The sequence below is a fragment of the Fodinisporobacter ferrooxydans genome, from assembly GCF_022818495.1.
GTDB classification, from domain to species: domain Bacteria; phylum Bacillota; class Bacilli; order Tumebacillales; family MYW30-H2; genus Fodinisporobacter; species Fodinisporobacter ferrooxydans.
This window is the reverse complement of sequence record NZ_CP089291.1, coordinates 3,287,619-3,308,280: the sequence shown is the minus strand read 5'-3', so window position 1 is coordinate 3,308,280 and position 20,662 is coordinate 3,287,619. Positions and strand designations below refer to the sequence as shown.

At 46.1% G+C, this 20,662-nt stretch carries 19 protein-coding genes; 2 read left to right on the top strand and 17 right to left on the bottom strand.

The genetic code is table 11. The features are described from left to right. Positions 1–77 precede the first annotated feature (77 nt). From hslU to LSG31_RS15805, 8 genes are all read right to left on the bottom strand, one after another. The gene (gene hslU / locus LSG31_RS15840) at positions 78–1,466 is read right to left on the bottom strand and encodes an ATP-dependent protease ATPase subunit HslU (protein ID WP_347436038.1); all 1,389 of its coding nucleotides are present in this window, start codon (positions 1,464–1,466) and stop codon (positions 78–80) included. A gap of 11 nt (positions 1,467–1,477) precedes the next feature. Continuing rightward, positions 1,478–2,020, bottom strand: coding sequence for an ATP-dependent protease subunit HslV (gene hslV / locus LSG31_RS15835; RefSeq protein ID WP_347436037.1), 543 nt, complete (start codon positions 2,018–2,020; stop codon positions 1,478–1,480). Positions 2,021–2,086: 66 nt separating this feature from the next. Beyond that, positions 2,087–3,424, bottom strand: coding sequence for a methylenetetrahydrofolate--tRNA-(uracil(54)-C(5))-methyltransferase (FADH(2)-oxidizing) TrmFO (gene trmFO / locus LSG31_RS15830; protein ID WP_347436036.1), 1,338 nt, complete (start codon positions 3,422–3,424; stop codon positions 2,087–2,089). A 34-nt stretch (positions 3,425–3,458) separates the two neighbouring features. Beyond that, positions 3,459–5,558, bottom strand: a complete 2,100-nt coding sequence (gene topA, locus LSG31_RS15825; RefSeq protein WP_347436035.1) for a type I DNA topoisomerase — start codon at positions 5,556–5,558, stop codon at positions 3,459–3,461. A 157-nt stretch (positions 5,559–5,715) separates the two neighbouring features. Continuing rightward, positions 5,716–6,840, bottom strand: a complete 1,125-nt coding sequence (dprA, locus tag LSG31_RS15820; RefSeq protein ID WP_347436034.1) for a DNA-processing protein DprA — start codon at positions 6,838–6,840, stop codon at positions 5,716–5,718. Between the two features lie 119 nt (positions 6,841–6,959). Beyond that, positions 6,960–7,862: a succinate--CoA ligase subunit alpha gene (gene sucD, locus LSG31_RS15815; RefSeq protein WP_347436033.1), complete on the bottom strand. Its 903-nt coding sequence runs from the start codon at positions 7,860–7,862 to the stop codon at positions 6,960–6,962. Between the two features lie 20 nt (positions 7,863–7,882). Next, positions 7,883–9,040 carry an ADP-forming succinate--CoA ligase subunit beta gene (gene sucC, locus LSG31_RS15810; RefSeq protein WP_347436032.1) on the bottom strand — a complete coding sequence of 386 codons (1,158 nt, stop codon included), beginning with the start codon at positions 9,038–9,040 and terminating at the stop codon, positions 7,883–7,885. Between the two features lie 110 nt (positions 9,041–9,150). Then, positions 9,151–9,336, bottom strand: coding sequence for a hypothetical protein (locus LSG31_RS15805; RefSeq protein ID WP_347436031.1), 186 nt, complete (start codon positions 9,334–9,336; stop codon positions 9,151–9,153). A 486-nt stretch (positions 9,337–9,822) separates the two neighbouring features. Between LSG31_RS15805 and LSG31_RS15800 the strand changes: the two genes are divergently transcribed. Beyond that, on the top strand, positions 9,823–11,376 hold the full coding sequence (locus LSG31_RS15800) for a YifB family Mg chelatase-like AAA ATPase (protein ID WP_347436030.1): 1,554 nt from the start codon (positions 9,823–9,825) through the stop codon (positions 11,374–11,376). 137 nt (positions 11,377–11,513) lie between these two features. Continuing rightward, positions 11,514–11,993, top strand: coding sequence for a CDP-diacylglycerol--serine O-phosphatidyltransferase (pssA, locus tag LSG31_RS15795; RefSeq protein ID WP_347436029.1), 480 nt, complete (start codon positions 11,514–11,516; stop codon positions 11,991–11,993). 130 nt (positions 11,994–12,123) lie between these two features. Here the strand turns inward: pssA and LSG31_RS15790 are convergent, their stop codons facing one another. From LSG31_RS15790 to nadB, 9 genes are all read right to left on the bottom strand, one after another. Next, entirely contained in the window at positions 12,124–12,330 is a 207-nt protein-coding gene (locus tag LSG31_RS15790; protein ID WP_347436028.1) for a YneF family protein, read from the bottom strand. A 61-nt stretch (positions 12,331–12,391) separates the two neighbouring features. Continuing rightward, positions 12,392–12,757 (bottom strand): YraN family protein, encoded by a 366-nt coding sequence (locus LSG31_RS15785; protein WP_347436027.1) that lies wholly within the window; start codon positions 12,755–12,757, stop codon positions 12,392–12,394. A gap of 80 nt (positions 12,758–12,837) precedes the next feature. Next, positions 12,838–13,623 carry a ribonuclease HII gene (rnhB, locus tag LSG31_RS15780; RefSeq protein ID WP_347436026.1) on the bottom strand — a complete coding sequence of 262 codons (786 nt, stop codon included), beginning with the start codon at positions 13,621–13,623 and terminating at the stop codon, positions 12,838–12,840. A gap of 66 nt (positions 13,624–13,689) precedes the next feature. Beyond that, positions 13,690–14,604, bottom strand: coding sequence for a ribosome biogenesis GTPase YlqF (ylqF, locus tag LSG31_RS15775; protein WP_347436025.1), 915 nt, complete (start codon positions 14,602–14,604; stop codon positions 13,690–13,692). A 110-nt stretch (positions 14,605–14,714) separates the two neighbouring features. After that, complete coding sequence (gene rplS / locus LSG31_RS15770; protein ID WP_347436024.1) at positions 14,715–15,053, bottom strand: 50S ribosomal protein L19; 339 nt, start codon at positions 15,051–15,053, stop codon at positions 14,715–14,717. A gap of 202 nt (positions 15,054–15,255) precedes the next feature. Continuing rightward, entirely contained in the window at positions 15,256–16,791 is a 1,536-nt protein-coding gene (locus LSG31_RS15765; RefSeq protein ID WP_347436023.1) for a PASTA domain-containing protein, read from the bottom strand. Between the two features lie 303 nt (positions 16,792–17,094). Next, a complete protein-coding gene (locus LSG31_RS15760; protein WP_347436022.1) occupies positions 17,095–17,610 on the bottom strand; it encodes a transcription repressor NadR in 516 nt (171 codons plus the stop codon). Positions 17,611–17,652: 42 nt separating this feature from the next. After that, positions 17,653–18,729: a quinolinate synthase NadA gene (gene nadA, locus LSG31_RS15755; protein ID WP_430734283.1), complete on the bottom strand. Its 1,077-nt coding sequence runs from the start codon at positions 18,727–18,729 to the stop codon at positions 17,653–17,655. Positions 18,730–18,852: 123 nt separating this feature from the next. Continuing rightward, positions 18,853–20,421 carry an L-aspartate oxidase gene (gene nadB, locus LSG31_RS15750; protein ID WP_347436020.1) on the bottom strand — a complete coding sequence of 523 codons (1,569 nt, stop codon included), beginning with the start codon at positions 20,419–20,421 and terminating at the stop codon, positions 18,853–18,855. Between the last annotated feature and the right edge of the window lie 241 nt (positions 20,422–20,662).

The following is a 20,662-nucleotide window of genomic DNA, read 5'->3' as shown; positions in this document are numbered from 1 at the left end:
AAAAAAACAGATCGACAAGGATCTGCCGAATCTGCTCTTTGTATGCTGCATTCGAACACATGCTGACATTCGCACAATTATAAAATAAATTGGCTCAAGTCTCTGTTTTTTGCAATTCCCGCGAGCTTATCCGTTACGTACTCAGGTGTAATTGTCACGAGCGTCTCGCCGATATCCGGAGCTTCGAAGGATAAATCCTCAATCAATCGTTCCAACAACGTATGGAGACGGCGTGCACCGATATTTTCCGTCTCTTCATTTACAAGTGTTGCCAGTTCGGCAATTTTCCGAATGGCGTCCGGCGTAAATTCCAATGTGACTTGTTCTGTTGCAAGCAGCGCGGAGTATTGCTTGAGCAGCGCATTTTTTGGTTCTGTCAGGATCCGTTCAAAATCATCGGCTGTCAAGCTTTGCAGTTCTACACGAATGGGAAAACGGCCCTGCAATTCCGGGATCAAATCTGACGGTTTGGAAATGTGGAATGCACCAGCGGCAATAAATAAAATATGATCCGTTTTTACCGCGCCGTATTTCGTCATAACAGTCGATCCCTCGACAATCGGAAGAATATCTCTTTGTACGCCTTCTCTCGATACATCCGGACCGGACCGTTCCCGACCGGCAATTTTGTCGATCTCATCGATAAAAATGATGCCCGACTGTTCTGCCCGCCGTACCGATTCGGCTGTTACTTCATCCATGTCGATCAATTTGGAAGCTTCCTCTTGAATCAACACTTGCCTTGCTTCCGCGACGGTGAGTTTGCGTTTGCGAGTTTTTTTAGGCATCATGTTGCCTAACATTTCTTGCAAGTTGATGCCCATTTCCCCTTGATTCAAGCCTGGCAAGAAATCAAGTGCGGCTGAGCTCGTTTCCTCCACTTCGATTTCGATCACTTTGTCTTCAAAATCCCCGTTTGCCAGTTGTTTTCTTGCCAAGGCCCGCTCTGCCCGCAGGGAATCCGTTTCCGGCGCTGATTCTTGCTGGGGATTGCCGCCTGATTGAAACAACATTTCCAACGGATTTTTAAAACTTTTCGGCTGCACAGGATTCGGGACAAGAAGCTGTACCAATCGCTCTTCCGCCAACGCTTCCGCTTTCGCCCGGACGCCTTCCATCCGTTCCAGCTTTACGATTCGAATCGCCGTCTCTACCAAATCCCGAACCATTGCTTCAACATCTCGTCCTACGTATCCAACTTCCGTAAATTTTGTCGCTTCCACTTTTACGAACGGCGCTCCGACGAGTTTTGCCAGACGCCTGGCAATTTCCGTTTTCCCTACACCCGTCGGCCCGATCATCAATATATTTTTCGGTGTCACTTCATCCCGCATATCAGGCGACAGCTTGCTGCGGCGGTAACGATTGCGCAATGCAACAGCCACCGCTTTTTTAGCCGCTTTTTGGCCTACGATGTATTTGTCCAGTTGCTCTACAATTTGCCGCGGTGCCAATGACTTTTCCATTCCAATCCCCCCTATTCGATCACTTCTACTATGATATGATCATTCGTATAGACACAGATTTCGGCCGCGATCGCCAACGCTTCCTTGGCAATCTCCGGCGCTTTCAAATCCGAATGCCTGACAAGGGCACGCCCTGCCGATAAAGCATAACTGCCGCCCGAGCCGATTGCTACAACATCGTCATCCGGTTCAATCACTTCTCCATTGCCGGAAATCAATAGCAACGTATCTTTGTTCATTACGATCAGCATTGCTTCAAGCCTGCGCAAGACTTTATCCATCCGCCATTCTTTCGCCAATTCAACGGCTGAACGTTGTAAATTTCCATGATATTCCTCTAAACGGGCTTCAAATTTTTCAAATAGCGTAAATGCATCGGCAACAGACCCGGCAAAGCCGGCCACCACTTGCCCTTTATATAAGCGCCGAACTTTTTTGGCATTGTGTTTCATGACCATTGCATTGCCGAACGTCACTTGTCCATCACCCGCCATCGCGCAAACTCCATCGCGACGAACAGCAAAAATTGTGGTTGCGTGAAATGCCTGTTCCATCGTATACCTCCTATATTTTCACAGTTATGAATCGCAACTACATGCTAACACCTATTCTATATACACCTATATGAAGGATTCAACGCTCTCATGTTTCATAAATTGTTGCAAAGAATCTAGAGCGTTCTTGGCAATTCGTTCGTTTTTTTGTTTTTTGTCGCGAATTCTTTCTGAGAGCGGCGGCAGCAAACCAAATGTTGCATTCATCGGCTGGAAACTGTCAACCGACGCATGCGTTATGTAGTATGCCAATGAGCCAATGCTCGTATCTCTGGGGAATGTCAAAACGTCTTGACCATAGTAAAGGCGCGCCGCATTCAAACCGGCGATCAACCCTGCCGCTGCCGATTCCACATACCCTTCTACGCCGGTAATTTGTCCGGCAAAGAAAATATTCGGCTGTGCCTTCAATTGATAGGTCTGTTGCAATACTTTCGGCGAATTGATGTACGTGTTTCGATGCATCACACCGTACCGGGCAAATTCCGCTTGTTCGAGTCCCGGAATCATCCGAAACACGCGCGCCTGGTCGCCCCATTTTAAATGTGTTTGAAATCCTACAATATTATATAAAGTAGCAGCAGCGTTATCTTGCCGCAACTGAATCACCGCATGAGGAATTTTTCCCGTCTTCGGGTCAGGCAAACCCACAGGCTTTAACGGTCCAAACAACATCGTCTGCTTGCCGCGCTTTGCCATGACTTCAATCGGCATACACCCTTCAAAGAAAATTTCCTTCTCAAATTCTTTCAGCGGTACGGTTTCTGCTGTCGTCAGCGCTTCGTAAAAGTCCTGAAATTGGTTTTCGTCCATGGGACAATTGATATATGCCGCTTCTCCTTTTCCATAGCGTGACGCCATATACACTTTGTCAAAATCGATCGTTTCTTTCAGGACAATCGGCGCTGCGGCATCATAAAAATAAAAGTATTCGCTGCCCGTCAACGCTTGAATCGATCGGCTCAGGTCCGGGGAAGTCAACGGACCAGTGGCTACAACGACAATATTGTCTTCGGAAACAGGAATTTCATGCAGTTCCGAACGCACCACCCGTATATTCGGATGATCGCTCAACAGTTGCGTGACTGCCGCGGAAAACGCTTCTCGGTCGACGGCAAGCGCACCGCCTGCCGGGACTGCATGTCGATCGGCAGCCTTCATAATGAGAGAATCCAATGTGCGCATTTCCTCTTTTAACAAACCGACTGCATTTGTAATACCGGCTGCACGCAATGAATTGCTGCAGACAAGCTCGGCAAATTGATCCGATCGATGTGCCGGCGTCTTGCGTTCCGGCCGCATTTCATACAAAGTCACCGGAATGTTCCGCTTTGCCAACTGCCAAGCGGCTTCCGAACCTGCCAGACCGGCACCGATCACAATTACGTTTTTTTGCTTACACACTACCTGTATCCTCCAATCGAAAAGGAGGCAAACATCACGCTTGCCCCGTCGGTTCCAATTCTGTATACTCGCAAGATTCGTTGGAGCATTTGATTAACGTTTTGCCTTTGTCCGCACCTTTTGCAATCTTCTTTTTTACAAGAGGGGACTTACAGGTCGGGCAACTGCGATTGGCTGGCGGATCCCACAGAATATAATCACATTCCGGATAGTTTTTACAACCATAAAATATTTTCCGCCGTTTCCCCTTCCGCTCAACAAGATCACCGCCACATTTCGGACAAGGGACTCCAACTTCTTTCAAAATCGGTTTGGTATTTCTGCATTCCGGAAAACCTGGGCAAGCCAAAAATTTTCCAAAGCGACCGTGCTTGTATACCATTTGCCGACCGCATTTTTCACATGCTTCGTCTGCCAATTCTTCTTGCACTTGAATTTTTTCCATTTCTTTCTCAGCCACTGCAAGGTCATCTTGGAAGTCTTTGTAAAAATGGTCGAGCACGGCAACCCAGTCTACGTCGCCATCTTCCACACCATCCAGGTTTTTCTCCATATTGGCTGTAAATTCCACATCAATAATTTGCGGAAAAAATTCTTTTAAGATATCGACAACAATCTCGCCCAGCTCTGTCGGCACAAGTTTTTTATCTTCCATTAATGCATATCCGCGCTTCTGAATGGTGTCTAACGTGGGGGCATACGTGCTCGGTCGGCCAATCCCCAACTCTTCCATCGTCTTCACAAGGCGGGCTTCCGTATAGCGCGGAGGCGGCTGCGTAAAATGCTGCTTGGGCTCAATTTGATTCGGCTTTAATCGTTGTTGCGGCTGAAGATCGGGTAAATATCCCTGTTCCTCTTCGCTTTCATCTGTTCCTTCTATATATAGAGACATAAATCCGGGAAACTTGATTTTCGATCCGGTAGCGCGGAATAAGGCTTCTCCAATCCGCATATCAACAGACATCGTATCAAGAACAGCAGAAGCCATTTGACTTGCTACGAACCGATCCCAAATCAGTTTGTACAATCGAAGCTGATCGCGGCTTAAATACGGCTTCACCGTTTCCGGCGTATGCAATACAGATGTCGGGCGAATCGCCTCATGGGCATCTTGCGCTCCACTTTTCGTAGAATATTGGCGTAAAGTCGCCGGATAAAAATCCTGCCCGTACTCGCTGATGATAAATTCCTTTGCTTCTTCTTGTGCAAGCGTTGAAATCCGCGTCGAATCTGTACGCATATACGTAATCAAACCAACCGTTCCAAGCGCCCCAATATCAAGACCTTCGTACAACTGTTGGGCGACTTGCATCGTTTTTGCGGCCCGAAAATTCAACTTTCGAGCTGCTTCCTGCTGCAGACTGCTCGTTGTGAACGGTGGCGACGGATTGCGCCTGCGCTCCGTCTTTTTCACATCTTCAATGAAAAATTCCTGATCGCGAATCGCTTCCAATAACTGATCCACTTCCGCACGGGAAGGCAATGGAGTTTTCTTCTTTCCATATCCATAAAACGCAGCAGTAAATGTTTGCCCTTGCTCTTTAAATTGCGCTGTGACCGTCCAATATTCTTCCGGGTTGAACGCACGAATTTCTTGCTCTCGATCGACAATCAGTCGAACTGCTACCGATTGCACCCGTCCGGCGCTTAACCCTTTGCGGATTTTTTTCCACAAGAGAGGACTGATTTGATATCCGACCAGGCGATCCAATATCCTCCTCGCTTGTTGTGCGTTTACCAAGTCCATATTGATCTTTCGAGGCTGTTGAAAAGCGTCTTTGACTGCTTGCTTCGTAATTTCGTTAAACACCACGCGGCAAGGCTCTTGTGCATCAATATCAAGAGAATGTGCCAGATGCCATGCAATCGCTTCTCCTTCGCGATCAGGGTCGGCAGCCAGATAAATCGCTTTGACTTTCTTACTGGAATCTTTTAATTCTTTCAACACATTTCCTTTTCCACGAATCGTTATATAACGGGGAGAGAAGGAATCCTCTACGTCAACACCGAGTTGGCTTTTCGGCAGATCACGCACGTGCCCCATAGATGCTTTGACGATATATTTTTTCCCTAAATATTTACCAATCGTCTTGGCTTTTGCAGGGGATTCAACGATCACGAGATAATCAGCCACAAACCCCTCTCCTTTCTGCTACCTCTTTCCAATACCGTTCAGATGTTTTGCTCACCTAATATTACTGGCTAGATACATATCCTGTCAAACTTGCAACAAGCTCCCGGCTCCAAATTTTGCTTCAAACACGTTTCGCGTTTTTCTGCCAGGTGTTTAATTAAATGCGCGCAGGATAGATCCGTTCTCCCTTGCGAATGATGTATCCATCCAGCTCCAACTGCAGCATTTGCAAATGCAGTTCAGATAATGACCGTTCTGGCATACAGTTTAACAATTCTTCCACGGTAATGCCAGTGCTTGAGAGTAAGCTTAGAATTTTCCTTTGCTCAGGCGCACACGGTTCACTCAGCTTTTCCTGCGTATCCATGAAACCGATTCGATCGGATCCCTCGAGACGGGATTGCCCGATCCATTGCATTCCCTGAATGACATCCATGACATCGGCAAACGAACGAACCGGTGTCGCTCCTTCAAACAGCAGTGTGTTCGTACCTACACTTGCTCCGTCGAAAATAGAGCCGGGAACAGCCAATACATCTTTCCCTTGCTCCAAAGCGAATTGAGCGGTAATCAACGCACCGCTTTTTGCACCTGCTTCTACAACGATCGTGCACAGGGAAAGTCCGCTGATCCAACGATTTCTTGCCGTAAAATGTTGCGGGCGGGCAGGCATCCCCGGCGGAAATTCAGACAACAGCGCACCGTTTTCCATGATTTTGTCAGCCAGCTTGGCGTGTTCGCTTGGATAGATCTGATCCAATCCATGCGCCAAAACCGCGATTGTTCTCCCTTTATTCGCAAGCGCTGCTTCATGTGCCATGCGGTCGATCCCGCGGGCGAGACCCGAAATAACGGCAATCCCGGATTCTGCTGCTTGCTGTCCCAAATATTGCGCCGCTTTCAAACCGTAGTAGGTAGGCTTTCTCGTACCCACGATCGCGATTGCCATCCGGTCTTGTTCCAATATCTCTCCTTTCACAAATACGTAGGATGGAGATTCCGGCAAAGCATGGAATGCTGCCGGATATCCCCTGTCAGACGGGAGCAGAAAATGAATGCCTTGTGTTCGCAATGATTGTTCAATCTTTATCGGGTCGAGAGAGTCCCGCTTGCAAATAATGGTTCGCGCAAACTCTTCGCCGATCCCCGGTATTGCAAGCAGATCCTGATATGTGCAACTCCACCATCCCTTTGCGCCCAAGTGCTTTAAAATCGACGCAATACGTTTGGAACCGAGTCCGCGAATATGACTCATACATAATATACTTTGACGCTCACTCACTTTTTTACTCTCCTTTGCTCATTCATTTTTCAATAGTATAAAAAAACAGCCTGATCACTTGGATCAGGCTGTTTCCCATTTCATTGCCATCGTATGTTGTTGCATAATACAAAACGCAATTATTTTGTTTTGCATTTTTCCAATAACCCGCGCTCCTGAAGCACTTGCACCAGTGTGGATCCCATTTCGGAAGGAGTTGGCGCAACGCGAATGCCGCAGCTTTCCATTGCGGCAATTTTCTCTGCTGCAGTACCTTTTCCGCCGCTGATAATGGCTCCGGCATGTCCCATGCGTTTTCCCGGAGGCGCTGTAGCACCGGCGATAAATCCGACAACCGGCTTCGTCATGTTGTCGCGAATCCATTCAGCCGCTTCTTCTTCTGCCGTACCGCCGATTTCACCGATCATGATAACTGCATACGTATCCGGATCTTCGTTGTACAACTTCAATACGTCGATAAAATTGGTGCCGTTCACCGGGTCGCCGCCGATGCCGACAGCGGTGGATTGGCCGATGCCGCTCGTAGTCAATTGATGTACCGCTTCGTATGTAAGCGTGCCGCTGCGGGATACGACTCCCACATGCCCAGGTTGATGGATATATCCTGGCATAATTCCGATTTTACATTCGCCGGGCGTAATGACACCCGGACAGTTGGGACCGATCAGGCGAGTTTTCTTGCCTTCCATATACTTTCGAACTTTCACCATATCCATAACCGGAATGCCTTCCGTAATACAGATCACCAAATCAAGCTCTGCATCGACAGCTTCCATTATAGAATCCGCTGCAAATGCCGGCGGCACGTAAATGACCGATACAGTTGCTCCTGTCGCTTGCACGGCTTCTTCAACCGTGTTGAATACAGGAATTCCCTCGACCTCTGTTCCACCTTTACCCGGTGTGACGCCGCCAACCATCTTTGTACCGTACTCGACTGCTTGCTTTGTATGGAACAAACCGGTGGATCCGGTGATTCCTTGCGTAATAACTTTTGTATCTTTATTAATTAGAATACTCATGGCTTTTCCTCCCGTTCCGATTACTTCACGAGCTCTACGATGCGTTTCGCAGCATCTGCGAGTGATTCTGCAGCCACGATATTGAGGCCGGATTCATTCAAGATTTTCTTGCCCAAATCGACGTTCGTACCTTCGAGGCGAACGACCAGCGGACGATCGAGACCTACTTGTTTCGCAGCTTCAACAACGCCATTCGCGATTACATCACATTTCATGATACCACCGAATATATTGACGAGAATGCCTTTTACGTTTGGATCGGAAAGAATGATTTTAAATGCTTCCGTAACCTTTTCTGTCGTCGCTCCACCGCCGACATCGAGGAAGTTCGCCGGTTGCCCGCCAAAATATTTGATCGTGTCCATTGTTGCCATGGCAAGGCCGGCGCCGTTTACCATACAGCCGATGTTGCCTTCGAGCGCTATGTACGAAAGTCCGAACTTGGATGCTTCGATTTCTTTTGCATCTTCTTCATCCAAATCCCGCAATTCGAGAATATCCGAGTGGCGATACAATGCATTGGAATCAAAGTTTAATTTCGCATCCAACGCCAGCACATTTCCGTCGCCTGTAACAACCAATGGGTTGATTTCCGCAATGGAGCAATCTTTATCGACAAATGCACGATAAAGTGCAGTCATAAACTTCACGGCTTTATTGACCAACTCATTTGGAATGTTGATTGCATATGCAAGCTTGCGGGCCTGGAAAGGCAACAACCCTGCTGCCGGATCGATGACTTCGCGGAAAATTTTCTCCGGTGTATTTGCGGCAACTTCCTCAATCTCCGTACCGCCTTCTTCAGATGCCATCATGACAACACGTTGTGTTTTACGGTCTACAACTAACCCTATGTAATATTCTTTCTTGATGTCGGACAATTGCTCGACAAGCAGACGTTTGACAACTTTTCCTTCCGGGCCTGTCTGGTGTGTAACAAGCGTCATGCCAAGCAATTGTTCCGCATATTGTTTTACTTCATCAAGGGAACGGGCAAGTTTGACACCGCCTGCTTTTCCACGGCCGCCAGCGTGAATCTGCGCTTTTACAACCGCTTTGCCCCCTAATGCTTTCGCTGCTTCCACAGCCTCTTCCACAGTAAACGCAACGTTCCCTTCCGGAACCGCAACACCATACTGTTTCAAGACCTGTTTGCCTTGATACTCATGGATATTCATGCATGATCCTCCCTACATTAAAGATCAGTCTAACGGTTTACAACAATACTGTGACAACCAACAATAGTATTTCGCTTTTTTTTCACATATTCCTGCTAACCATTACAATGTTATTCATCTTGATCCAACAAATCAAGAATTTTTGTTACTAAACTCGTGATTGTTTGATGTCCATAGGAATGAGTGTCTGACTCCGATTCCATTTTTGCAAGGACGCGGTTGACAAACTCATACTCCAAATCAAATTCATCCGCTACCTTTTGGATGACAAAGTTCCGTTGCTGCTCCTTCTCCATGTACTCCCTCCTATTCGAGTCTGTTCAAAACTAAAATTTTGAATATCCTCTGCGAATGTTTGCAAAGAGTTAGAAATAGCCATCCATTCCATATGATTCATTCAAACTTCACACCCATTATTAAAATACGCTTTTCTTTTTCGAAAAACAAATCATCAGGCATTACGATGCCTTCCAAAATTTTCTGTATTATGGTATGATTATTTCATTCATTTTATTATTTAACGGCTATAAAATTGCGATTCCATGTTTCCTGTGATTTAATATCCTCGTTTCCTTTGACTTTTTACCTTTCTTTTCTAACTTGATATTTCTCTTACTCCCTGTTTTTTCATCCTGCACTCACATATGCTTTCAATTCGGCCATTCCGGGATGTGCAGACCGTTTGCCCGTTGTTTTTAAAAAACTATATAAATCCGCTCAGTATTTTTTCCACGCATTGTTTTTTATTGTTTTTTAATCTTTGGACAGGAGGCTCTTCACTGTTGTTTACCCAAACGTTAGGAATCACTCTAGACGGCGTTGATGGATTGCTCGTCAATGTGGAAGTGGATGTACATCCGGGATTGCCAATGTTCAGCATCGTCGGACTTCCCGACTCCTCTGTACGCGAATCAAAAGATCGGGTGCGTGCGGCCATCCTCAACAGCGGATATGATTTTCCCATGCAGAGAATCACAGTCAACCTGGCTCCGGCTGACAACAAAAAAGAGGGATCGTGCCTCGACTTGGCCATTGCCATAGGCATTTTAGTCGCTACAGGACAAATTCCACAACAAACGGAGCAAATGGCTATTATCGGCGAATTATCATTGGATGGTACGACGCGAAAAACTCACGGAAGTCTGCCGCAGACCATCGCAGCGATCCAGGCGGGGATTCGAAAATTGGCGATCAGTACCGATTCCATTGTCGAACTGGAAATGTTTCAAACATATTTGGATACGATTGAATTGGTGCCCGTAACATCCTTGGCAGAACTGGCGAATCATATGTCCGGAAAACAGCAGATAAAAATCAACTCAAGGGTGCTGGAACCGTTGAAAGACGATGACATTCCCATCAAAATGGATTTGCAGGATGTGCGCGGACAAGTTCTCGCAAAGCGGGCATTGGAAATTTCCGCGGCAGGCGGACATAATCTGCTGTTAATCGGTCCGCCCGGATGCGGGAAATCAATGATTGCCAATCGGATTCGAGGAATATTGCCGAAATTGACAAATCAGGAAGCGTTACACGTCAATCAATTGTATAGTGTCGCACTCCCGCAAATTCGTTCCCAACGCATGCTTAGGGAGCGTCCGTTTCGCGCGCCTCATCATTCCATCTCGATTGCCGGATTGGTAGGCGGAGGAGTTCCGCCGCAACCGGGTGAAATCACGCTTGCGCATCACGGAGTTTTATTTCTCGATGAACTGCCCGAATTCCCCAAATCCACTCTTGATCATTTGCGGCAGCCTCTGGAAAACGGAACCATTACCATTTCCAGAGCACGCTACCAATATACGTTGCCTTCCATGTTTCAATTATTGGCTGCCATGAATCCATGTCCATGCGGATTTTACCAATCTGCCAATCTTTGTCGATGTTCGCTGCAGCAAATCAAACGATACCAATCCCGCATCTCCGGTCCTTTGCTCGATCGCTTCCATATGTATATATGGATGACACCAGAATTGGGAACGACAGGCCAACTCGACTCTCCCATTGATTCGTCATCCTCCGGGGAATCGTCAGCGACCGTCCGCAAGCGTGTCGAACAGGCCTTCGAAATTCAGACAAAACGCAATTCGGATGGTTTTACCAATGCCATGACAGGCCCAGAATCCCTGTCAGACTGGCCAATTGCCGCAAATGCACTTGATTTATGGGAACAAACGACTATACTAAGAAAGTTAAGTGCTCGCAGCCGGGAGCAAGTCATCCGGGTCGCGCGCACCATTGCGGATCTGGCGGAGCGGAACACGATTGAAATGAAGGACGTGGCAGAAAGCCTGCAATATACAGATTCCGCGTCACTGCCATTACTATACGTTTAGAGGACGTTCAAAAAGATACCCACTTTTTGAACACTGCTTAAAGAAAATTGCATATTTTGCACTCTTGACGGAAAAAGTTTCAAGTACTAGCATGGATTACAGTGGAAGAAATTCACCTTTTTTTGAAGGGAGCACTTATGATTCGATCCATCCCCCATTTGTTTACATTAGGCAATTTGGTCTGTGGAGTATTTGCAATCACCTTCACGATGAATAATTTATACGTATCTGCTGCCGTATTGATCCTGTTCGCAGTGATTTGCGATTATTTCGACGGAAAAATTGCACGCCGTCTAAAATTAAACAGCGAGTTCGGAGTGGAGCTTGATTCCTTGGCGGATTTGGTAAGTTTCGGAGTTGCGCCTGCCCTTATCATCCATACACAAAACGGTCCGGGAATCTTGACAACACTCGCATTAATTTTATTTCCTGTTTGCGGGGCATTGCGATTGGCTCGTTTTAATACAAAACCTACTCACGGATATTTCGAGGGCATTCCTATAACATTTGCCGGAACAGTGATTGCCGCATTAAGTTTTATCAACTTCGCTTACCCGATTGTCGCGATTTGCTTATCGGTTCTGATGATCAGCCGATTTCGCATTCCTAAATTTTAAAGCTGATTCAAACGCTTTGAAAATATGGCATGATACGTTTCAACAACGTTTTATAACGCTGTCCATAAAAAGAGGCTGCGTTGTATATGATAGGTACACCACAGCCTCTTTTACCTTTTTACCGAATCATCTATTTAAATTTCATGTTTTTCATTTGTTTGCTGACTTGCTGCAATTGCTTTGGATTCAAGTTCATTCCCATCCGTTTTGCCATTTGCGCAATTTGCTTGTCATCAAACTGCATATTTGTCAATTGCCGTTTTAAAAACCATACACCGCCTGCAAAACCAAGTCCCAGTCCGATGAGCAAAGCAACGACACCCACGATCCATACCATAAGCAATCCCCTTTTTCAAATGTCTGATTCCATTTTCAAATGTCTGATTCCATCTTTTGAACTAAAACGCACCTTCATAATGCCGGATCTGCGTACTACCGTTATGCATCTGAATCCCGATAACATCGAAACGAAGCGAATCAAATCGAATCTGGCTATTTTCCGCCAAATACCACTCTGCAAGCTTTCGAATTCGCCCCTGTTTATGAACATCGACAGCTTCTGCGGGGGATCCAAAACGAGTCGATGTACGTGATTTCACTTCTACAAAGACCAAATAACGATCCTGGCAAGCAATCAGATCAATTTCCCCTATTTTACATCGCCAATTGACAGAAAGAATTTGATATCCCTTGTTCTCCAAATAATTCTTAGCGATTGTTTCACCCAATTTGCCGAACGATCGTTTATTTTTTATATGGATCATCCCTTCAATTTATAGAGGATGTTCATAAAGTAGACAAAACCCTACTTCACCACTTTTTGAATACGCACTTATAGGCGAAATCACTCTGTCACTTTGGCAAATGTCAGTCGATGAATGGGACAAGGACCATATGTTCGCAATGCGGCGATGTGTTCACTTGTGCCATAACCCACATGTTTGGAAAAACCATATTCCGGATATTGGATGCTGTATTCCCGCATCAAACGGTCTCTTGTAACTTTGGCCAGCACCGATGCCGCAGCAATGGAAAAACTTTTTGCATCCCCTTGCAAAATGGAAATCTGTTGTATTGATACTTCAGGAATCTGCACCGCATCATTCAACAATACGTCAGGCACCACAGACAGTTGTCCGATCGCCTGTCGCATCGCTTCATATGTCGCTTGCAAAATGTTATATGCATCAATATCGTCGGCAGAAACAATTCCAATGCCATATGAAACCGCGTGTGCAAGTATCTCATCATAGACAGACTCGCGCAGAAGCGGCGACATCTGCTTAGAATCATTCAGCCCATCAATATAAATCCCAACCGGCAAAATAACGGCAGCCGCAACTACCGGACCGGCGAGACACCCTCGCCCTGCTTCGTCGATTCCCGCTACATGCGAACCATGTGATTCGCGATAGGATTGGTCGAATTGGATCATACCGGAAATTCGAGCATATTCCTGTTCTTGCTTGTCCATTCGCTTTTTAAAAGTGGCCGCAAGTTTTCGCACACTTTCCCGTGAATCCACTTCTAATTGTTCGATAAACGAACGATCCCAAGTTTTACCCGCATGCATGGTTGTCAGTTGTTGACGAATTTTCGCAATCGGTATTTGCAATCGATCATGAACCATTAAACCATCAACCTTTTCTCATTGCATCTATCGTTAGAATCAAACCATCGGAAATGATTCAAGACTTTATTCGATAACACCTTCCACTTCTCCTGCCGCTTCAGGGTTGGAAACTTCCCCGCGGCTCTCGCCATGATCACCGGCAAACTCCAAGGATATCCTGCCAAGCATTCCCGTCTGATACTCGCGCAAGATGAGTTCAGCAGCAGCCGAACCATCGACAACGCCGCCTGCGCGCAACAAACCGCGCTTTTCGGCAATTCGAAGCAATACGTCCTGTTCTTGCTCGGGAATGACATCCAGTTTGTAACGAGTGAAAAGTTGTTGCCGATAATGCGTCTGCAACCACCGCAGCAAAAAGCAAGCGACTTCCTCCTGGTTTAAGATATCCGATTTGATTGCTCCGGACGCAGCCAATCGAAAACCGACCAAAGGATCATCGAACTTCGGCCATAAAATTCCCGGAGTATCAAGCAATTCAAAATCTTTTCCGACTTTTATCCATTGTTGCATCCGTGTGACTCCCGGTTTGTCCCCGGTTTTGGCAATCGATTTTTTTGCAAAGCGATTAATCAATGATGATTTTCCAACATTTGGTATGCCGAGGATTAATGCACGAACAGCCCTTGGACGTATTCCTTTACGGGCCATTGCCTGCATCTTGTCCTGTACCAGCCGTTTCGCCTGTGCAGAAATTTTTTGCAATCCTTCACCTTTTTCTGCATTGACCATAACAACCGCAAGACCAGAATCCTGAAAATACTTTACCCATTCAGCCGTTTTTGTTTCATCCGCCAGATCCACTTTCGTCATGACGAGCAAATGAGGCTTTTGCTGGATGATTTCCTGCAGCATCGGATTTCGACTCGACAAGGGAAGTCTTGCATCAACAAGCTCGATAACCACATCAATCAGCTTCAATTTTTCCGTTATTTCCCGGCGAGCTTTTGCCATATGTCCGGGAAACCATTGAATCGTCATTCAAGTTCCTCCAATTTTCCTGTGTGGCTTTTACGATCGACCTCTAACATTCATACTTTCCGATCGTATAAAAAAACGGGAGCCCGTGATGCAAGCTCCCGTTTTTTGAATTAGCGCTCTCTGATACGCGCTGCTTTACCTTTAAGTTCGCGCAAATAGTAAAGTTTGGCACGACGCACACGACCACGACGCATCACTTCGATTTTGTCAATCTTCGGTGTATGAATGGGAAATGCACGCTCAACGCCAACACCGTAGGAAATTTTACGCACTGTAAAAGTTTCACTTACGCCACTGCCACGACGCTTAATAACAACACCTTCGAATACCTGGATCCGTTCGCGCTGACCTTCTCGAACTTTCACGTGCACACGCACCGTGTCACCAGGACGAAAGCTCGGAACATCGCTGCGCAACTGTTCTTGAGCGATTTGTTGAACGAGATTCATCGATTGTCCTCCTCCCTGCAGGCGTTCATGCAAGCAACTTCTGCAGAGGACCGCCTTGATAACCATTTGAGATTATATCATAGACTCAACGCATGATGCAAGCTTTCCATATTGCATCTCCATTTTGCTACTATACGCGATTGCTGATAAAGAAAACGGAAAATCAGATGGAGCAAAAACTCCACCTGATTCAAGTTTCACTTTATCGCGCAACAGAAAGATTCACTTTCGTGCCTTTGCTCACTTGTTGTCCCGCTTCCACCGATTGCTGATATACGGTTCCTTTCGGTGCATCGGACGGATTGATGCGGTATTCATAATGCAAACCGATTTTTAACAACAGATCGGAAGCCTTCTGTATCGACATGCCAGTTAAATCCGGCATGGTCACAAGGCTTGATTGCTGATTGGCGGCAACAATCAACGTGATGGATTGACCTGCGCGAAGGATCGTATTTGCTTTTGGCTGTTGTGAAAGGATAAGGGATTTTCCATCTGCTGCAGAACCTCCCTGAATAACGATCCGGTTGATCGCTACACCTGCTTGTACCAACTGATCCTTTCCTCGTTCTACGGTCATTCCCACAACATTCGGCACAGAAATCTCCGGTACTCCTTTGGAAACCTTAAGCACAATCGCTGAAGACAACCGCATTCGATTTCCCGGATTCGGATCTTGACCGTACACATAGCCATTTTTCTGTAATGTCGTATAATCATCCACGCGCTCAATCTTGCTGTCATTGATTCCCATTTGATGCAATATGGATATGGCTTCAAAATAGGATTTTCCTCTGAGTTCCGGAACGGTGATGGAAGGATTTAACCAATTATAGCCAAGCCATCCGATCAACGACAACAGCAACGTGGCGAACGCCAACCGAAGCCATATCGGTTGCTTGCGAAACAGTATCAACATTTTCTTTTTACGAAGTTCACCTTGTAACGGGTGTTCCAAAATATCCGGGAACGAAAACCCGGCATTGGAATGCCGCAACTCGTTTCGCCTGCTTTTTTGAGTGTGCTTCGATGAAGACGCCCCTTGACGATCCGGAAATTGTTTGTCTTCTTCCGCAGATACGCTATGGACTTGATTGATTTCTTCCATCCATAACTGTACATCGACTTGATCGATGATGTTCCCGTGTTTTTCCGCATGGTGCAGCCAATTGCGAATTTTCCCCTGATACATGGAATGAAATTCAATGGCTTCTGCCACTTGATTCAGTATTTCATAAGCCTGATACTTCAAATCGAAATTCCCGGAAGCCGAATTCTCATATTTGGGCACCAGTTTGATTGCAACATCATGATTGACAAATATGCGATCGGCTGTTATAGGAAACAAAAAACGGGTATTGGCAGAATACTTGATAATCATTGCTAAAACTTTCAACAAACATACCAGGCGTTCCGGTTCGGCAATATCTTGCCGTTTCAAAAAACGAATCAGAGGCACAAACGTGCGCAATGATTCTCCTACTACATATACATGATCCTCATCATCATATACATCAAATACATTTCGAAAGGAATCATTCATTCCAATGATTTGCTCGCGAATCCGGTTATAGATCACTTGTTTGTCAATTTTCTCGGCTTCGCTTTTCAGAGGGTACACTTCTACCCATACATCACGTTTCAGTGCCTGGTCGAAACCATGATACATCTGCAACGATGTATCCGATAAAGCAACAGGTTCACCGATTCGATATCGGGTTGTAACTGTTTGCTTCATGCATCCATTCACTCCACTTTACGATCTCTTTCTATACCAGTCTGTATCGATTCAACGTATGAATCAATCGCTGCAAATATTCGTAAACCAGGTATTGAAATCATACATTTACGATATGGATGGATCGAACAAAATTGATAGATAGTATAGAAAGAAAGCACAGATATTTTATGAATTATTCGATACAAGAGAGCAAAATCCTGTTTTATCTGCATATAACTTGTTTTTCCAGAGGCATCCTGCCGGATTTTTAAAAAGAAAAAAGAATACCTGTGCATAGGTATTCCCTTGATTTTTATAGGATTATGGAAGATCGGCCAACTGAAAGCCTTCTTCTTCCAGGGCCTTCTTCGCTTCTGCAATCGTTTCAGCATCTTCCGCAACGATCGTATGGTAATGCAATCCTCCGGTTACTTCCGAAAAAAGCGGCACCATGGAACTTGCACGTTTCTCCAGAAATGTTTTTACATCCTTAGGAGTCGCAATGTTGAGCTCACCGTGAATCCTCCCATAGACAGGATGATCAATGAAAACATCTTCGACGCGAACATGGTGTGCAACCAAAATCTCCAATTCCCGCTTTAACTGTTCCGGTGTGTGGACAATTCCCAATACATCACGATGACTGTTTTTCACATCCTGCGGCAATACGTACCCTAGTGTCGTACTTACGATTTCGAAGCCGTCTTTTCGCAAAAAAGCAATATCTTGCACAATCGTCTGTCGGCTGACAGCGAGAAGATCCGCAAGTTGCGTGCCGGAAACAGGAGTATCGGAAGATTGTAAAAGTTTCAGCAGTTGTTGTCTACGTTCCTGCAAGGAATAGCCTCCCAAAACTTTGTTAACTATTTCGATTCAAGTCTACGAAATCTCCAACATACGGTCAATAGCGAGTTTCGCCCACTTGGCAGTTTCCTGATCAACGCGTATCACAGGCTGCGAGCGATCCGTACACAATTGTTCCAGTGCCCACAATAAATGGGGACGATCAATCCGATTCATTGTCAAGCATGGACAAATCCGTTCATTTAAAGATATGATCATTTGCTCCGGATGTTCTTTGGCAAGCCGATGCACCAAGTTGTGTTCTGTACCGATCGCCCACTTGGTTCCAGCCGGCGCCCGTTCGATTTGTTGAATAATATAATTTGTCGAACCGTTCGCATCTGCCAGTCGAACGGTCTCATAGGGACATTCCGGATGTACGATTACACGAATATCCGGATATTTCTCGCGAACTTCTTGGACATGAACGGGTTCGAATTTGGTATGAACCGAGCAATGACCTTTCCACAGGATCATCTTGGGGTCCCCTTCACCGTCAGGAAATTCAATCTCCATTTCCTTGGGATCGTATACGCACATTTGTTGTAACGGTATGCCGAGTTTCACACCTGTATTGCGCCCCAAATGTTGATCCGGCAAAAACAGCACCCGTTGTTTTGTTTCAAACGCATGCGCAAGCACACGTTCCGCATTGGAGGAAGTCACTGTTAATCCTCCATGTTTTCCGACAAACGCTTTTACTTGTGCAGTTGAATTTACATACGTTACAGGAATGATCGAGTCGCCATACAATGCTGTAATAACATCCCAGCATTCTTCCAATTCCTGTTCGTCTGCCATATCCGCCATGGAACATCCGGCGTTCAAATCAGGCAATATGACCATTTGTTCATCTGATGCAAGAATATCTGTAGTTTCCGCCATAAAGTGAACACCACAAAAAACAATATACTTTGCATCCCGGATATTTGCCGCGATTTGTGCAAGCTTTAATGAATCTCCGCGATAGTCAGCATAACAAATCACATCATCTCTTTGATAGTGATGTCCAAGGATGACCAAATCCTTGCCTAAACTTTCTTTAGCCGCCATGATTCTTGCATGTAATTCATCCGCAGACAGTTCTATAAGGTCGGTCAGTTTCCGTTCCATCTGTTCTGATTGAGCCAATACCTGATGATTGAAAAGAGCCATTACGATCCTCCTATCGATCCTAAAAGTGAATTCGTTTCAGCAATAAAGAATTTGAAATTACGCGATTGACATCCTGCCAATTTACTTCATGACCGGTTGTGACATATGACATTGTTGAATGGAGTGCATTTGGTACTCCTGTCTCATCTGCGGATAGTCATTGCGAAAATGAGCCCCTCTGCTTTCCTTTCTCCAGAGTGCAGCGGAGACTACCAGCCACGCTGTCGTTACGATCCTGTATTCCGAGGAGCCTCGGACCGATTGCCGCCTCCAGGATTCCAACTGTTCCCGAGCCTTTTGCAGCAACGTTTCCGTCCGGAAAATCCCCGCATGTGTCCACATGAATTGTTGCAATCGCCGCATTGCGTCCGGATTCACATCCATTGTTGCAACGCTTCTGCCTGCTTCCCGCTGTTCCAACTCGCGCCGGAATTTCTGCGTGTGGACATCCTGCGTGAAGCGAGTCGGCACGGAAACGATATGTTGAATCACCCGTTCAGCCATGATCAGTCCTTCTAATAACGAATTGCTCGCAAGCCGATTGGCACCGTGAAAACCACTCGATGCCGCTTCGCCAATTGCATAAAGCCCCGGAATATTGGTCATTCCCCGATCATCCGTCTGGATCCCGCCCATTGTGTAGTGGGCGGCCGGGACGACAGGGATGTGATCCTGACTCGCATCGATGCCATAACTGCGGCATATTTGATCAATTGTCGGAAACCGTCTGGAAAAATGAGGAATATGTCTCGCATCAAGAAATACTCGCTTCCCTGCATTCATCTCGGAATAAATCGATCGCGCCACGATATCCCGGGCAGCCAGTTCCCCCCATTCATGATACCGGTGCATAAAGCGTTCTCCATCGGAATTTACGAGTCTGGCTCCCTCCCCGCGAACAGCTTCCGAAATCAAAGGCAAGGAACCGCCATCCTTGCCGGTATAAAGAGCGGTCGGATGGAATTGGACAAATTCCATATCCCGCAATACAGCTCCGGCATCATATGCAAGTGCGTAACCGTCTCCGGTTGCTCCCGCCGCATTTGTAGTAAATTGATAGATTTGTCCAAGTCCTCCGCTGGCTAGTACGACTTTGCCGCCGCCAAATCCGATGGAAGCTCCTGCGGAATCGATTCCAAACGCACCTTTGCATTCACCATCGTCGATCCACAAATCTGTAATAGTGGTTTGCTCAAAGATCTCGATATTGGGATTGTTTTGCACGTGCGTAAGCAATGTTTCAATGATGATTCTGCCAGTTGCGTCTCCACCCGCATGAATGATCCGGTTGCGGCTGTGCGCACCTTCCTTGCCCAAAGCAAGCACGCCATTTTGATCGCGATCAAAATGCACACCTAGTTTTTGCAAAAACTCAATGGTCTCCAATGCCTGTTCGGCAAATATTTGCACCGTCTTTGCATCACATAATCCTTGCCCGGTTTGCAGGGTATCTTCCGCATGCAAACACGGATTGTCTTGATCTGACAGGGCTGTTGCAATTCCTCCCTGAGCCAAATAACTATTGCTTTGTACGAGCGGACCTTTCGTAACCAACGCAACCCGTCCATGACGAGATGCCAATATACTGAGCGTCAGTCCGGCAATTCCCGAACCAATCACAATGCATTCCATATTGTTCACAATCTGCATGCAATATGCCCCCGTTCCGATCATCCTGGTCTAAAAATGAAATGCACCGCCTACACGCCATAACGTTTATGCAAGAAAACCGAAAATCTATAACACTATTATGAAATCTGCCATTGAATATTGTCAATACAGGTGTAAAATATACTGTAAAGCAACTCAAATTTCATCCACATTATTTTTCCATTCCAAGAACATTGGCGTTCAACTGTAAATCGCTGTTTACTATACAAACATTTCGTAT